Genomic DNA, 14,353 nt, shown 5'->3' with positions numbered 1-14,353 from the left:
AGGTCGCACCCATGTCCATTCTCCGCCCGTTCCTGGCCCGCGTCATCCGTCACGGCCAGCTGACCGTCCTGTCGCCGGACGGGAGCAGCGAAAGCTTCGGCGCGCCAGCCGCCGGCTATCCCGAAGTGACGGTGCGTTTTACCACGCGAAAGGGGATGCGCCGCATCATCCTCGATCCGCGGCTCGGCGCCGCCGAAGCCTTCATGGACGGCGAGATGGAGATCGTGCAGGGCGATATCATGGAGCTGATCGGCCTGCTGCGCGCGAACACGCCGTGGGACCGCGGCGCAAAGCTCAAGGACAAGACCGCGCTCGGCGAATGGATCGAGGGGGTGAAGACGCGGCTTAATTCGATCAATCGCCGGCGCTCGTCGCGCGCGAATGTCGCGCATCATTACGACATCGGCAACGATCTCTACCGCCTCTTCCTCGACAGCGACATGCAATATAGCTGCGCCTATTGGCCGCGCCCCGACATGACGCTGGAGGAGGCTCAGGCGGCGAAAAAGGCGCATATCGCGGCCAAGCTGGCGCTCGCGCCGGGGCAGCGCGTGCTCGACATCGGCTGCGGATGGGGCGGCATGGCGATCGCCCTCGCGCAGCTCGAACGGGTCGAGGTGCTGGGGATCACCCTGTCCGAAGAACAGCTCGCGCTCGCCCGCGAACGCGCCACGGCGGCGGGTGTGGCCGACCGGGTGCGCTTCGAACTGATCGACTATCGCGACCTTGCCGAGCGCGAGGTCGGGGGTTTCGACCGGATCGTGTCGGTGGGCATGTTCGAACATGTCGGCGCCGCCAATTTCGAAACCTTCTTTCGCGCCTGCGCCAATCTGATGACCGCCGACGGCGTGATGCTGCTCCACACCATCGGCCGTTTCGGTAAACCCGGCGCGACCGACGCCTTCACGCGCAAATATATCTTCCCCGGCGGCTATATCCCCGCGCTCAGCGAAACGGTCGCGGCGAGCGAAAAGAGCCGGCTGATCGCCACCGACGTCGAAACGCTGCGGCTGCATTATGCGCTTACGCTGCGCCAATGGTATGCGCGCACGCTGGCGCATCGCGACGAGATCGTCGCCATGATGGACGAACGTTTCTATCGCATGTGGACCTTCTACCTGGCCGGCGCCACCGCGGCCTTCGAAAGCGGCGGGATGGGCAATTACCAGATCCAGTTCGCCCGCAGCCGCCACGCCCTGCCGCTGACCCGCGACTATATGGCTGAAGCCGAGGGGCATTATCTTTAGCCTCGCGATGTGAAAGGCGGCAGGCTTGTGCTTCGGGGTGGAAGGGGACTTCGCCGCTCACCGCTTCGTGTTCCCCGGCGAAAGCCGGGGTCTAGGGCGTCGAACGCTGACGTCGGTGCCGTAAAGCCCTAGACCCCGGCCTTCGCCGGGGAACACATATAGATGCTGGGCTCCACCTCAGTCGTCATCCCGGACTTGATTCGGGATCCATTCACTCAGCGTCGGAATAATGGATCCCGGATCAAGTCCGGGATGACGATGAAGTAGATTTCTACAATTGGTCTTTAGAAGTGATTCCGTCCAAATAAGCAGGGAACGGCTGATATAGGTTTGGAAGCGAACTCTGGTTCACTGGGTTTCAGAGTTATGCATAGGGGTCTTGGCCGCTGTCATCCTGACAATTCCAAGCGCTCCTAGAGTAAGAACAAGTGCGCCATAAGCGAGGTTCTCAGGCTTCTCTAATCCTTGGACGCCATAACCATACTCGGCCAGCAGCAAGCCCAGAACCGCCCCGGCGAGGGCAATCGACAGCCGATCAAGCGCCGTCTGGATCATGGGACCTTAAGCTCCTTCAATTGGTCATATAATTTGGATTCGCGAGGTCCGCAATCAGTCGGACGCCGCCATTTCATCCCAGCAAATCGCTGTCCTACAAAACCGGGCCGCGCTAGCCTCCTGCTTATGCCGTTTGTGTCCACCCAGATTGGTCGCTTGGCCGCTTCGACGCGGCCGCCCTCAAAGCGAAGAAGGAGGTATTTTGACCCTGCGCACGGGTTCTCTTGTCGCGTTTAGGCCGCCGTTGAAGCCGCGCGCGGCTGCGCGACTATGATTTGCGCGTGAAGTTTCGCAGTTTTCCGTCTCTTTTTCCGATCGGGCCGTTGCGCCGCGTCGGCAGGCCTGCTAGCCGCGCCCGCGTCATTTCCCGCCAGAAGGTACTGCCATGTCCGAGTCCATCAAGCGCGTCGTCCTTGCCTATTCGGGGGGACTCGACACCAGCGTCATTCTGAAATGGCTGCAGGTCACCTATGGGTGCGAGGTGGTGACCTTCACCGCCGATCTGGGACAGGGTGAGGAACTCGAACCGGCGCGGGCCAAGGCCGAGCTGATGGGGATCAAGCCAGAGCATATCTACATCGACGATGTGCGCGAGGAATTCGTGCGCGACTTCGTTTTCCCGATGATGCGCGCCAACGCGCGTTATGAAGGCGATTATCTGCTCGGCACGTCGATCGCGCGCCCGCTGATTTCAAAGCGGCTGGTCGAAATCGCCCGCGAAACCGGCGCCGACGCGGTGGCGCACGGCGCGACGGGCAAGGGCAATGACCAGGTGCGCTTCGAGCTGTCCTGCTACGCGCTCAACCCCGACATCAAGGTGATCGCGCCGTGGCGCGAATGGGATCTGACGAGCCGCACCGCGCTCATCGACTTCGCCGAAAAGAACCAGATTCCGGTGCCCAAGGACAAGCGCGGCGAAAGCCCCTTCTCGACCGACGCGAACCTGCTGCACACGTCCTCGGAAGGCAAGGTGCTCGAGGATCCGTGGCAGGAAACGCCCGATTACGTCTATTCGCGCACCGTGAATCCCGAGGATGCACCCGACGCGCCAGAATATATCACGATCGATTTCGAACGCGGCGATGGCGTCGCGCTCAACGGTCAGGCGATGTCGCCCGCGACGCTGCTCGCGGCGCTTAACGACCTCGGCCGCAAGCATGGCATCGGCCGCCTCGACCTCGTCGAAAACCGCTTCGTCGGCATGAAGTCGCGCGGTATGTACGAAACGCCGGGCGGCGAAATCTATGCCCGGGCGCATCGCGGGATCGAAAGCATCACGCTCGATCGCGGCGCGGCGCATCTCAAGGACGAGCTGATGCCGAAATATGCCGAGCTCATCTACAATGGCTTCTGGTTCGCGCCCGAGCGCGAGATGCTGCAGGCGGCGATCGACCACAGCCAGGAAAAGGTGAGCGGCACCGTCCGCCTGAAGCTCTACAAGGGCAATGCCAGCGTCGTCGGCCGCAAGTCGCCGAACAGCCTCTACAGCGAAGCGCATGTGACGTTCGAGGATGATGCCGGCGCCTATGACCAGAAGGATGCGGCGGGCTTCATCAAGCTGAACGCGCTGCGCCTCAAGCTGCTCGCGAAGCGCGATCGGTGACGCAGACGGGCAAGACGGCGATCCGGCAGGCCCGGGTGCCGTGGCGCTTTGTGCTGTTCACCGTCCTGCTCGCCGACATACCGCTCTTTCATCTGCGCTTCGCCTGGCCCGAGGCGGCGCTGCTCGGCTTCGTCGCCGCGGCGCTGGTCTTCTTCGCAACGCTGGTACCGCTGTTCCGCGACGGCAATGGCGCGATCCGCGAACAGGCCGAGCGCAACGATCCCGATCAGCTCATCTCGCTCGCGATCACCGTCGCAGTGCTGATGCTTGTGCTGTTCGGCGTCGGCTTCATTCTCCATGGCCGCGCCGACGCGCCGCTGCTCTGGCAGAAGATTTTGGTGCTCGGCACGCTGCTCGTCGCCTGGCTGTTCTTCAACATGGTGTTCGCGCTGCACTATGCGCATCTGTTCTACGCGCCCGATCGCAAGGGCGAGTATCGCGGCGGCATCGACTTTCCCGGCGAGCGCCAGCCCGGATATTGGGATTTCGCCTATTTCGCCTACACGCTGGGAATGACCTTCCAGACGAGCGATGTGGAGATCCACAGCCCGCATTGGCGCCGCATCGCACTGGTCCAGAGCTTTGCCGCTTTCGTCTTCAACATCGGCGTCATCGCTTTCACGATAAACAGTCTCAGCGGCGGTTGAACCGGATTGCCGGGCCGATGGTCGCGCGACGCGGCGTTTCCGGTCTCCATTCTCCCCGGCTTATGCTAATTTGCGGAAATGGGGCGGACTCGGAGAACAGCATATGGATGCGCCGCCCGCCAATGATTCCGCCCGGCACGAATGGATACCCTGCCTCATCTGGCTGCCACGTCTGGCCCTGATCATAACGACGCATGGCATCGCCACGCGCCTGCTATTGCCCGGTGCCTATTATGTGCGCTGGTCGCGCTCGCTGGGCCGCAAAATCTATCGCCGGCGCCATTAGGGTCAGGACCCATTAATTCCGCGATCGAGGTTTGAAGCGATTTTGCTCAGGGCGAGGAGAAAAGGTGTAGGAATATGGATATATTTCAAGGCTTTTTGACGACGCCATGGGCAAAATCGGTCAAATCCCGCAGGGACGTCGAAATGGCTTCGATCTCGGGCCCGCGCGGCCTTGCGGGTAGCGATGCTACCCGCTGCACCCGCCCGAACCCGATGTCTTCGCCATTTCGACGCCTCGATCGTGGAATCAATGGGTCCTGCCCCTAACTTCCTTTGGAAAGGATATTGTCTCGATTTCGCGAACGAATGGCACTGAATTTCACAAATAACGGCTTAGCATGACGTCACATCCTGCGCTAAGGGCGACGTCATGACCGCCATGCGCTTTTTTTCGGACAATGCCGCCGCCGTCCACCCCGCCGTAATGGAGGCGCTTGCCGCCGCCAATCATGTCGACACCGCCTATGACGGCGACGCGATCAGCCAGTCGCTCGACGCGGCCTTTTCCGACCTGTTCGAAACCTCTTGCGAGGTGGTGTGGATTGCGACCGGCACCGCGGCGAACAGCATCATCCTCGCCCATTTCGTACGGCCGTGGCAGGGTATCCTCTGCTATGAAGAGGCGCATATCGAAGTCGACGAATGCGGTGCGCCGACCTTCTATTCGGGCGGCGCCAAGCTGATGACGCTGCCGGGCGCGGGTGCGAAGATCGACGCCGAGGCGCTGAAGGCGCGGATCGGCGGCATCCGCAAGGATGTGCATCAGGTGCAGCCCGCCGCGATCAGCATCACCAACGCCACCGAATATGGCTTGGCGTGGCGGCCGGACGAAGTGCGCGAAATTAGCGAAATTGCGCGGGCCAACGGCATGAAGCTGCATATGGACGGCGCGCGTTTCGCCAATGCGGTCGCCTTCGCCGGCTGTTCGCCCGCCGATGTGACGTGGCGCGCGGGAGTCGATGCGCTGTCATTCGGTTTCACCAAAAATGGCGCGATGATGGCCGAGGCGCTGGTTTTCTTTGGTGGCAGCGGCGGTGCGGGCGTTCGCGAGCTCAAGAAGCGCGGCGGACATCTGCTCAGCAAGGGACGCTTCGTCGCCGCGCAGATCCGCGCGATGCTGAAGGACGATCTGTGGCTCGCCAATGCGCGCGCCGCCAATGCCGGCGCGCAGGCGCTCGCGCAGGCGTGCGGCGGCCGGCTGATGCACCCCGTCGAGGCAAACGAACTATTCGTGCGGCTGAGCGCCGAAGAAGCGGCCGACCTGCGCGCCCGGGGTTTCGATTTTTACGATTGGGGCGAGGGCGCCGCGCGTCTTGTCACCAGCTGGGACCAGGATGCCGCCGCGGTGGCGCCGCTCGCCGCTGCGATCGCGGCGCTATGACCGCACCTTCGGCGTCGCTGCTCAGCCCGCGCGTCCTGCTTCCCTTTGCGCTGGTAACGCTGATCTGGGGATCGACCTGGATCGTCATCAAGGGGCAGCTTGGCGTCGTACCGCCGAGCTGGTCGGTCACTTATCGTTTCGCGGTTGCGGCGGCGGCGATGTTCGCCTTTGCCGTCGTCCGCCGCGAGCGATTGACGCCGGGTTCGCGCGCGCTGGCGTTCGCGGCCTTGCTCGGCGTCGCGCAATTCGCCTTCAACTTCAATTTCGTCTACCGCGCCGAGCAGCATATCACGTCGGGGCTGGTGGCGGTGCTGTTCGCGTTGCTGATCGTTCCCAACACGCTGCTTGGCCGCCTGTTCCTCCGCACACCGATCGAGGCGCGTTTTCTGGCGGGGGCGGGGATTGCGATCGGCGGGGTGGCGATGATGATCCTGCACGAATATCGCGCCGCCGCGCTCGACGCGCACGCCGTGCTGATCGGAACCGCGCTCACCCTGTCGGGGGTGCTCAGCGCCTCGGTTTCCAATGTGATGCAGGGGACGCATTTCGCGCGCGCGCAGTCGATGATCGTGATGATCGCGTGGGCCATGCTGTTCGGCGCGCTTGCCGACGGCGCCTTTGCGTGGATCACCACCGGTCCGCCGCGCATCGAGGCGACGCCGGCCTATATCGGCGGCGTCCTCTATCTCGGCGTCATTGCGAGCGCCGTTACTTTCCCGCTCTATTTCGGCGTCATCCGCGCGGTGGGGCCGGGCCAGGCGGCCTGGTCGAGCGTGCTGATCCCGATCATCGCGATGGGCTTTTCGACCGCGCTTGAGGGGTATCACTGGGCGCCGCTGTCGATCGCGGGCGGCGCGGTCGCGCTTGTCGGACTGGTGATAGCGGTCGCGAAACGGCCTGCCAAACCCTCCGTCAGCGGCAATATGGTGTCGATGCCGGTCGAGAGCGACTAGCCCGCGCTGATCCGCTCGATATCGGCGCCGACCGCCTGCAGCTTTTCCTCCAGCCGCTCATAGCCGCGGTCGAGGTGGTAGACGCGGTTGACCTCGGTCTGGCCCTGCGCCGCCAGCCCCGCGATGATCAGGCTCATCGATGCGCGCAGGTCGGTCGCCATCACCGGCGCGCCGACCAGATGATCGACGCCGCGGACGATCGCGGTGCGGCCCTTGACCTGGATGTCGCAGCCCATGCGCGCGAGTTCGGGGACGTGCATGTAGCGGTTTTCGAAGATCGTCTCTGTAAACAGCGAGGCGCCGGTACCGAGTGTCGCCATCGCCATGAACTGCGCCTGCATGTCGGTGGCGAAGCCGGGGTAGGGCGCGGTCGATAGTGTCACGGGTTCGGCGCGGCCGTCCATCGCGACGCGGATCCCGGCCTTGGTCGTCTCGACCGTCGCGCCGGCTTCGCGGAGCGCGGCGAGCGTCGCTTCCATCTCGTCCGCCTTGGCGCCGACCAGTTCGACATCGCCTTGGGTGATCACCGCGGCGCAGGCGTAGCTGCCCGCCTCGATGCGGTCGGCCATCACGCGATAGGTCGCGCCATGCAGACGGTCGACGCCTTCGATCGTCAGCGTTTCGGTCCCGATGCCGTCGATATGCGCGCCCATCGCGACCAGGCAGTTGCACAGATCGACGATCTCGGGCTCGCGCGCGGCGTTTTCGAGAACACAGGTGCCCTTGGCGAGAACTGCCGCCATCACCGCATTTTCGGTCGCACCGACCGACACGACGGGGAAGGTGAACTTGCCGCCGGCAAGGCGCCCGCCGGGGGCGACGGCCTTCACATAGCCCGACGCGAGTTCGATCTCGGCGCCGAAAGCCTCCAGCGCTTTCAGATGCAGGTCGATCGGGCGATTGCCGATGGCGCAGCCACCCGGCAGCGACACGGTGGCTTCGCCCGCGCGCGCCAGCAGCGGGCCGAGCACGAGGATCGACGCGCGCATCTTGCGGACGATGTCATAGGGCGCGACGGTCGAGGTGAGCGTCGTCGCGCGCGCGGTCATCACGCGGCCGAAATCTTCGGGCCGCGATCCTTCGATCGTCGTCGAACAGCCGAGCTGGTTGAGCAGATGCCCGAAGCCGTCGACGTCGGCGAGCCGCGGCAGGTTGCGCAGGGTCAGCGGCTCGTCGGTCAGCAGCGCACAGGGTAGAAGGGTGAGCGCGGCGTTCTTGGCGCCCGAGATGGGGATACGGCCCTTGAGTCGCTGGCCGCCGCGAATGACGATCTGATCCATCGGGCGTCTTTAGCGGATGCGTGGGTGCGTGCAAGCGGATGCGGTAAGGGCAGGAAGGCTGGTTGCGACCGATTGTGGTCTTTCGATCCTCCCTGTGGCGTAGCCATGGGGAGGTGGCAGCGCGAAGCGCTGACGGAGGGGCTAATGGCGCGCCGTCGCAGCCCCTCCACCATCGCCTACGGCGACGGTCCCCCTCCCCATCGCTGCGCGACAGGGAGGATATTCTAATTCGTCCGACGTTGATGCGCTCCCCGGCGAAAGCCGGGGTCCAGAGCGTCGAACGCTGACGTCGGTGCCGTAAAGCCCTGGACCCCGGCCTTCGCCGGGGAACACGAAGCGGTTAGCGGCGAAGTCCGTTCCCCCACCCCGTTTTCGCCGTTCGCGCAATCGCTCGCAATCGGCGCTCGTTCGCGCTATAACCGCATGAGGCCAGAGGGTCGGGCGATCGCCGCCGCGCAAGCGGGGGAGGAAAGTCCGGGCTCCACGGAAACCACGGTGCCGGATAACGTCCGGCGGCTTCGGGCAACCGGAGCAAGGGAAAGTGCCACAGAGAGCAGACCGCCAATGGCTTCGGCCCGGCGAAAGGTGAAAGGGTGCGGTAAGAGCGCACCGCGCGGACGGCAACGGACGCGGCACGGCAAACCCCACCGGGAGCAAGGTCGAATAGGGATGGCAAGAGGTGACTCAGGGCTGGTTCCGGTCCCGCCGTCCGGGTTGACTGCTTGAGCGTCCGGGCAACCGGCCGCCTAGAGGAATGATCGCCCATCCCCGGCAACGGGGTGGACAGAACCCGGCTTACAGACCCTCTGGCTTCACTCTCCCATCCCCGCGCGCCCCGCGCGCGGGAACCGCGCTGTCCAGCCCCGCGTTGGATGCAGACAGTCTGAAGGGAGACGAAGCATGAAAGTCGTCGACGACCATGTCGAAGTGACCGACGAAGAAGCCAGCAGCGGCGTCAAAGGTCATGGCGTGCGCTATGTCCTTGCGATTTCACTGTTTCTGGCGGTAATCGTGCTGTCGATAGTGTGGATTATCCCGGCGCTGATGGGGCAGGGGCAATAGTCATTTCGCCGCTGCGTCGAACGCATCGTCGCCGCTGGGCGCTTCTTCCATCCAATAGACGCGGATCGGGCGGCGAAAACGCTTGAGTCCCGTTTTTTGATAGGACGCATTTTCGCCTGACCCGCTTAGCTTGAGCGTGGAGGTGATGACGTCGCCGGTCAGCAGATTCCAGCTCAGTTCGCTGCCGTCGTGCGCGAAGGTGCGGCTATACATCGTCGCATCGAGGCCGATGAGCTTCATCCGCCCAGCCTCCGGGTCGAGTCGAAAGCGATAGGTCGCCGTCGTCGCGGTCGTTCCGCCGGTCAGGTCCTTGACCACCAGAACGCCCTTCGCGACCGACATCTCCGCCGCGCCGAGCGGATAGGCGTCGAGGTCGAGCATGCCCAGCGGCGCATGGCCGAAATCGATCTTGCCCTTGTCGGCCAGGCGAACGCGCAATGTCCTTTTGTCGTCACCGCGGACGATATAGGCGATGTCGTCGACGCCATCGCTATTCAGGTCGCCCGCGATGCGCGTTTCAAGCTCTTCGCCGCGGCTTAGGTCAGCCTTGATCTGTGCATCGCCCGGCGGCTGCATCGCCTGGGTACCATTTGCCGCCAGCGACAATGCAACGACGATAATTCCCCGCATCGACCCATCTCCTTGCGTGACGATCGGATATCCTCGCACGATCTTTCGCGTGTCGCTGTGATCTGGCGCACAGACGGCGGGAGCCGCGATTACGGATAGGCGATGGCGACGATTTCCCATTCCTTGGGCCCCGCGGGCAGTTGGACCGTGCGCAAATCGCCGGTCGCCGCGCCGCGCAGCGCCCGGGCGAGCGGACTGTTCCAGCCGATCCGGCCGGCGCCCGCATCCGCCTCATCGTCGCCGACCAGCGTGACGGTGCGGCGCGCATCCTCCTCGTCCGCGAGTTCGACCGTGGCGCCGAACCAGATGCGGCCTTTGTCGGGCTGTTCCGCGGGATCGATGACGCGCGCTGCCTTCATTCGGCGCGCGAGGAAGGACAGCCGCCGGTCGATCTCGCGCAACCGTTTGCGGCCGTAGATATAGTCGCCATTCTCGCTGCGGTCGCCGTTGCCGGCGGCCCAGCTGATCGTTTCGACGAGCTTGGGACGTTCGGTTGCGAACAGCAGATCATATTCGGCGCGCAGCGCGGCGAAGCCCGAAGGGCTGATGATATTGGTCTTGTCCCCCGCCATCGACCGGTCAGCCGGGTGTGCGCTTGCCGAGATAGAAGCTCAGCGGTGCATTGGGCAGCGACCGGTCGCCGTCGCGCAGTGTGTCGTAGACGACCGCATTTTCGAGCACGCGCTGCACATAGTTGCGCGTTTCGAAAATCGGAATCGCCTCGATCCAGTCGATCATGTCGACCGTGCCCGATCGCGGATCGCCATTGGCGCGCAGCCATTTGTTCACATTGCCGGGACCGGCGTTGTAGGCCGCGACCGCGAGCGGATAGCTGCCGCCGAAATAGCTGAGCATCTGCTGAAAATAGGTCGATCCCAACGTCATATTATAATTGGTGTCGCTGGTCAGCGAGCTCGCGTCATAGCCGAGGCCGAGCTTGTTTGCGACTTCGCGCGCGGTTCCCGGCATCAGCTGCATCATCCCGCGCGCGCCGGCGTGACTGATCGCCTGGCGGTCGAACTGGCTTTCCTGACGGGTGATCGCGTGGATGAAGGTCCAGTTGCTTTCCTGCCCCGCCGGGACACGCACCGTGGGGAAGCCCGAAACCTCGACCGCGTCGAGGCTGTTCGCCTGCGCGCTGCGGCCGATCATGACGCCGAGGTCGGGACGGCCGATCGACGCGGCGAGCTGGCCCGCCAGAACATGGTCGGTCGGCGTCGTCGCGCGCTGCGCCAGCGCGCGGAGGAACAGCGACTGTTCACGCCAGGCGCCGATCTCGCCCAGCGCGCGCGCGGCGCGCACCAGCCGGTCGTCATCGAACGCCTCGCGCTCTGATGCGCTGACCCGGATCGTCGGGACGGGCTCCGGCTTGGGCTGGCGACGGCCAAGCCGTTCGAGCGAGAGCTGGCCGTAAAACTGGTCATAATGTTCGGCAGCGTCGGCGAAATGCGCGTTGGCCGCAGCCGTGTCGCCCGCTGCGAGCGCGGCGCGGCCGGCCCAGTAAAAGCCCTTGGTGCGCGTCTGCGCCGAGCGTGCGGCTTCGCCATAAGCGCGGAACAGTCGCACCGCCTCGCCCGGACGGCCGAGGCTCTTGTAGGCGAGCTGGCCCGCGAGCCATGCCAGCGAGGTGTAATCGTCGCGGACGTCGAGCGGCTGTTCGCGCACGACCGTCCCCGAGGGCAGCGCGTCGTCGAGCTGCCGCGCGATATTATAGGCGGTCGTCTTGTCGCCCGCGGCGTCGGCCTGACGCGCATTGGTGAGCAGGGTTTCGAGCCATTCCTCGGCATCGGTGGGTGCCGAGGCCAGATTGCGCGGCCCTGCGAGCAGCGCGCGCGCTTCGCCGACGCGGCCGGCCTTGCGCAGCCACGTCGCCTTGTCGGCAATATAGCCGGGGTCGGTGCGGGTCAGCGACGGATATTGCGCTTCGATCGCCGACGCCTGCATCGCGGCGTCGACCGCGCCGCTGCGCATCGCCAGCCGCGCCGCGAAGATCGGCCGCCGGTCGGGCGAGGTGAAGGCGAGTTGGCGCGAGGCGGGGCCGGTCGCGCCCAGCCATAGCAGCTTGTCCATGCGGGCATCATGATCGGCAAGCGAGATCGCGCCTGGGAAGAGGCTGAGCACCCGGCTGACCTCCGCCTCGTCGAGCGTGCCGCCGGTCCAGGCGCGGCGCACCGCGGCATAGGCTTCGTCGCGGCGGCCCGACGCGTTGAGCGCCAGCGCCATGCGCAGTTCGCCGCTCGCAGTGCGCGGCGGAAAAGCCTGGAAATAGGCGAGGGTACGCGCAGGATCGAAGCTGTCGATCGCGATCGCCTTTTCGGCGCGGACGCGCATCTTGTCGGCATCGGGCCAGTCGCGATTGGCCATCAGGAACCGCGAAAGCCGGTCGAAGGACGCGTTCTGGTCCTGCGTCAGTCGCCGCCATTCGAGCACCGCGTCGCCGACGGTGTTGGTCGCGCTCGGCGGCAAGGTCGAGACCGACGCGAGCCCCATCTGGGCGCGATACCACGCCATCTGATCGGGCGTCAGTTCGCTCGCGGTGGCGACCGATGGGACAAGCAGCGCTGCGGCGAGCGCGAGGCGGGAAATTGGGGGCAGCGAAAACATGCCGGCCATGTTAGTGGCAAACTCCTTGCAGGGCGCTGAATAGGCGTTCATGACGCGGCGCGCTGACCGGATTCTATCGGTGAAAGCGGCTTTTTGTAAAGGAGCGGAGCATGTTCTCGGGGTCGATTCCCGCTTTGGTGACGCCATTTCGCGACGGTGCGTTGGATATGCAGGCCTTTGCCCGCCTCGTCGACTGGCAGATCAAAGAGGGGACGAGCGCGCTTGTGCCGTGCGGCACCACCGGCGAGAGCCCGACGCTGAGCTTCGACGAACATTATCGCATCATCGACGCGTGCATCGAGGCGGCGGCGGGACGGGTGCCGGTAATCGCCGGCTGCGGGTCGAACGACACCGCCACCGCGATCCGCCACATGCGTCATGCGCAGGCCGCTGGAGCGAGCGCCGCGCTGATCGTCGCGCCCTATTACAACCGGCCGACGCAGGAAGGCATGCTCGCCCATTTCAGGGCGCTCGCCGACGCGAGCGATCTGCCGATCGTCGTCTACAACGTCCCCGGCCGCACCGTCGCCGACATCAGCGCCGAAACCATGTGCAAGCTTGCCGAAATTCCGACGGTCGTCGCGACCAAGGACGCGAGCGGCGATCTTGCGCGCGTGACGATGCACCGCGCAGGGGCGGGCGCCGATTTTTGCCAGCTCAGTGGGAACGACGACTTGTGGTTGCCGCACGCCGTTCTGGGCGGGGCGGGCTGCATTTCGGTCACCGCCAATGTCGCGCCGCGCCTGTGCGCCGATTTCGCCGCCGCCTGCGCCGCGGGCGACTGGGCGCGCGCGCTGGTCCTGCACGACCGGCTGTTTCCGCTGCACAAGGCGATGTTCACCGACGCGTCACCGGCGCCGGTCAAATATGCGCTGTCACGGGTGCACGACTGGTTTTCGCCCGATGTGCGCCTACCTATCATTCCGGCGTCCGCTGCATCGCGCGCCGCCGTCGATGCCGCACTGGTTTCGGCGGGCGTTCTCTAGGTTTCAGGTTTTCTTCATTCATGGCCCGTCCGCAATCCGCCCCCGAATTCGACAAGAAGAAGGTCGTTGCCGAAAACCGGCGCGCGCGCTTTGACTATGCCATCGACCAGGTGTTCGAGGCGGGGATCGCGCTGCAGGGCACCGAGGTGAAATCGCTGCGTTTTGGTGAGGGGACGATCGCCGAAAGCTATGCCGAAGTGGCGGGAGGCGAGGTGTGGCTGATCAACGCCAACATCCCCGAATTCAGCCACGGAAACCGCTTCAATCACGAGCCGCGCCGGCCCCGCAAGCTGCTGCTCAACACGCGCGAGATCAATAAATTGCACGCGGCGGTGGCCCGGCAAGGGATGACGCTGGTGCCCTTGAGCGTATATTTCAACGGACGCGGGCGCGCGAAGGTCGAACTCGCGCTCGCCAAGGGCAAGAAGGCGCACGACAAACGCGAGTCGATCAAGGAACGCGACTGGAAGCGCGACAAGCAGCGATTGATGAAGGAACGGGGATGAGCGGGGGGAAGCCGCGCGACAAGGCGGCGGTGATGAACTGGATCAAGCGCCACTCGCCGTCGCGTGAGGAGCTGCTCGAAAGCCGGTTCGTCAAGCCCTTTGCCCATCGCGTCGCGCATAGCCATTTGTGGCGCTTCACCCGCACCTCGGTGCGCCGCGGCACCGCGCTCGGCCTGTTCGTCGGCATCTTTTTCCTGATTCCCGGCGCGCAGATACTGGGCGTGGCGCTGCTTGCGCTGCCTTTCCGTGCCAATATTCCGATCGGCGTGGCGATGACCTTCCTGTCCAACCCTGCAACGACGCCGCTGCTGATCGCCGCAGCGGTATGGCTTGGCAATGATCTATTCGGGCTGCATGCCAATGTCGCAACCTTCTCGATCATGATCGACAAGGGCGCATCGGTCGGCGAATGGGCGCGCTGGCTGTTGTCCGACGCCGCGCCGGCTCTGATCGCGGGTCTCTTCGTGATCTCGGTCGTTACCGCGGTGGTCGGCTTCCTGCTCGCGGCGGTGATCTGGGACAATTGGATCCGCCTGCGCTGGCGGCGCAAATTGCGCCGCGCGCGCGACCAACGACTTGAGTCATCGACGAGCGACACGGCGGCCGGTTGATCG

The 14,353-nt window shown here is 64.8% G+C and carries 15 protein-coding genes and 1 other RNA gene; 11 read left to right on the top strand and 5 right to left on the bottom strand.

The features are described from left to right. The first annotated feature begins 11 nt into the window (after positions 1 to 11). Positions 12 to 1,247 carry an SAM-dependent methyltransferase gene (locus STE01S_RS05195; RefSeq protein ID WP_062765542.1) on the top strand — a complete coding sequence of 412 codons (1,236 nt, stop codon included), beginning with the start codon at positions 12 to 14 and terminating at the stop codon, positions 1,245 to 1,247. A 348-nt stretch (positions 1,248 to 1,595) separates the two neighbouring features. On the opposite strand, the gene STE01S_RS05190 is transcribed toward STE01S_RS05195, so the two are convergent. Then, complete coding sequence (locus STE01S_RS05190) at positions 1,596 to 1,802, bottom strand: hypothetical protein (RefSeq protein ID WP_062765539.1); 207 nt, start codon at positions 1,800 to 1,802, stop codon at positions 1,596 to 1,598. A 385-nt stretch (positions 1,803 to 2,187) separates the two neighbouring features. Between STE01S_RS05190 and STE01S_RS05185 the strand changes: the two genes are divergently transcribed. The 5 genes from STE01S_RS05185 to STE01S_RS05165 all read left to right on the top strand — a co-directional run bounded on the left by STE01S_RS05185 (position 2,188) and on the right by STE01S_RS05165 (position 6,671). After that, positions 2,188 to 3,405 (top strand): argininosuccinate synthase, encoded by a 1,218-nt coding sequence (locus tag STE01S_RS05185; RefSeq protein WP_062765536.1) that lies wholly within the window; start codon positions 2,188 to 2,190, stop codon positions 3,403 to 3,405. Then, entirely contained in the window at positions 3,402 to 4,052 is a 651-nt protein-coding gene (locus STE01S_RS05180; protein ID WP_058812775.1) for a DUF1345 domain-containing protein, read from the top strand. The genes STE01S_RS05185 and STE01S_RS05180 overlap by 4 nt, the downstream gene beginning before the upstream one ends. 103 nt (positions 4,053 to 4,155) lie before the next feature. Further along, positions 4,156 to 4,338, top strand: coding sequence for a hypothetical protein (locus STE01S_RS05175; RefSeq protein WP_062765533.1), 183 nt, complete (start codon positions 4,156 to 4,158; stop codon positions 4,336 to 4,338). A gap of 378 nt (positions 4,339 to 4,716) precedes the next feature. After that, on the top strand, positions 4,717 to 5,718 hold the full coding sequence (locus STE01S_RS05170) for a threonine aldolase family protein (RefSeq protein WP_062765823.1): 1,002 nt from the start codon (positions 4,717 to 4,719) through the stop codon (positions 5,716 to 5,718). After that, positions 5,715 to 6,671 (top strand): DMT family transporter, encoded by a 957-nt coding sequence (locus tag STE01S_RS05165; RefSeq protein ID WP_062765530.1) that lies wholly within the window; start codon positions 5,715 to 5,717, stop codon positions 6,669 to 6,671. The genes STE01S_RS05170 and STE01S_RS05165 overlap by 4 nt, the downstream gene beginning before the upstream one ends. Here the strand turns inward: STE01S_RS05165 and murA are convergent. Beyond that, positions 6,668 to 7,951, bottom strand: a complete 1,284-nt coding sequence (gene murA / locus STE01S_RS05160; protein ID WP_003049268.1) for a UDP-N-acetylglucosamine 1-carboxyvinyltransferase — start codon at positions 7,949 to 7,951, stop codon at positions 6,668 to 6,670. The genes STE01S_RS05165 and murA overlap by 4 nt on opposite strands. A 429-nt stretch (positions 7,952 to 8,380) precedes the next feature. Here murA and rnpB point away from each other — a divergent pair. Next, an RNA gene (gene rnpB / locus STE01S_RS05155) (RNase P RNA component class A) lies at positions 8,381 to 8,765 on the top strand. 86 nt (positions 8,766 to 8,851) lie between these two features. Continuing rightward, complete coding sequence (locus STE01S_RS20280) at positions 8,852 to 9,013, top strand: hypothetical protein (RefSeq protein WP_162928206.1); 162 nt, start codon at positions 8,852 to 8,854, stop codon at positions 9,011 to 9,013. Here the strand turns inward: STE01S_RS20280 and STE01S_RS05150 are convergent, their stop codons facing one another. The 3 genes from STE01S_RS05150 to STE01S_RS05140 all read right to left on the bottom strand — a co-directional run bounded on the left by STE01S_RS05150 (position 9,014) and on the right by STE01S_RS05140 (position 12,256). Continuing rightward, on the bottom strand, positions 9,014 to 9,643 hold the full coding sequence (locus STE01S_RS05150; RefSeq protein WP_062765527.1) for a hypothetical protein: 630 nt from the start codon (positions 9,641 to 9,643) through the stop codon (positions 9,014 to 9,016). An 89-nt stretch (positions 9,644 to 9,732) separates the two neighbouring features. Then, the gene (greB, locus tag STE01S_RS05145) at positions 9,733 to 10,215 is read right to left on the bottom strand and encodes a transcription elongation factor GreB (protein ID WP_003050287.1); all 483 of its coding nucleotides are present in this window, start codon (positions 10,213 to 10,215) and stop codon (positions 9,733 to 9,735) included. A 7-nt stretch (positions 10,216 to 10,222) separates the two neighbouring features. Then, positions 10,223 to 12,256 carry a lytic transglycosylase domain-containing protein gene (locus STE01S_RS05140; RefSeq protein ID WP_062765524.1) on the bottom strand — a complete coding sequence of 678 codons (2,034 nt, stop codon included), beginning with the start codon at positions 12,254 to 12,256 and terminating at the stop codon, positions 10,223 to 10,225. A 101-nt stretch (positions 12,257 to 12,357) separates the two neighbouring features. On the opposite strand from STE01S_RS05140, the gene dapA reads away from it, so the two are divergent. Genes dapA through STE01S_RS05125 form a run of 3 tightly spaced genes read left to right on the top strand, consistent with a single transcriptional unit; the run spans position 12,358 to position 14,350 of the window. Further along, positions 12,358 to 13,233: a 4-hydroxy-tetrahydrodipicolinate synthase gene (gene dapA, locus STE01S_RS05135; RefSeq protein WP_058813324.1), complete on the top strand. Its 876-nt coding sequence runs from the start codon at positions 12,358 to 12,360 to the stop codon at positions 13,231 to 13,233. 20 nt (positions 13,234 to 13,253) lie between these two features. Continuing rightward, a complete protein-coding gene (gene smpB / locus STE01S_RS05130; RefSeq protein WP_003050298.1) occupies positions 13,254 to 13,739 on the top strand; it encodes an SsrA-binding protein SmpB in 486 nt (161 codons plus the stop codon). Beyond that, on the top strand, positions 13,736 to 14,350 hold the full coding sequence (locus tag STE01S_RS05125; protein ID WP_003050300.1) for a DUF2062 domain-containing protein: 615 nt from the start codon (positions 13,736 to 13,738) through the stop codon (positions 14,348 to 14,350). Before smpB ends, STE01S_RS05125 begins: the two co-directional genes overlap by 4 nt. Positions 14,351 to 14,353: the final 3 nt, after the last annotated feature.

The organism is Sphingopyxis terrae subsp. terrae NBRC 15098 (genome assembly GCF_001598815.1).
Lineage (GTDB): Bacteria > Pseudomonadota > Alphaproteobacteria > Sphingomonadales > Sphingomonadaceae > Sphingopyxis > Sphingopyxis terrae.
This window is presented reverse-complemented; position numbering and strand designations above follow the sequence as displayed.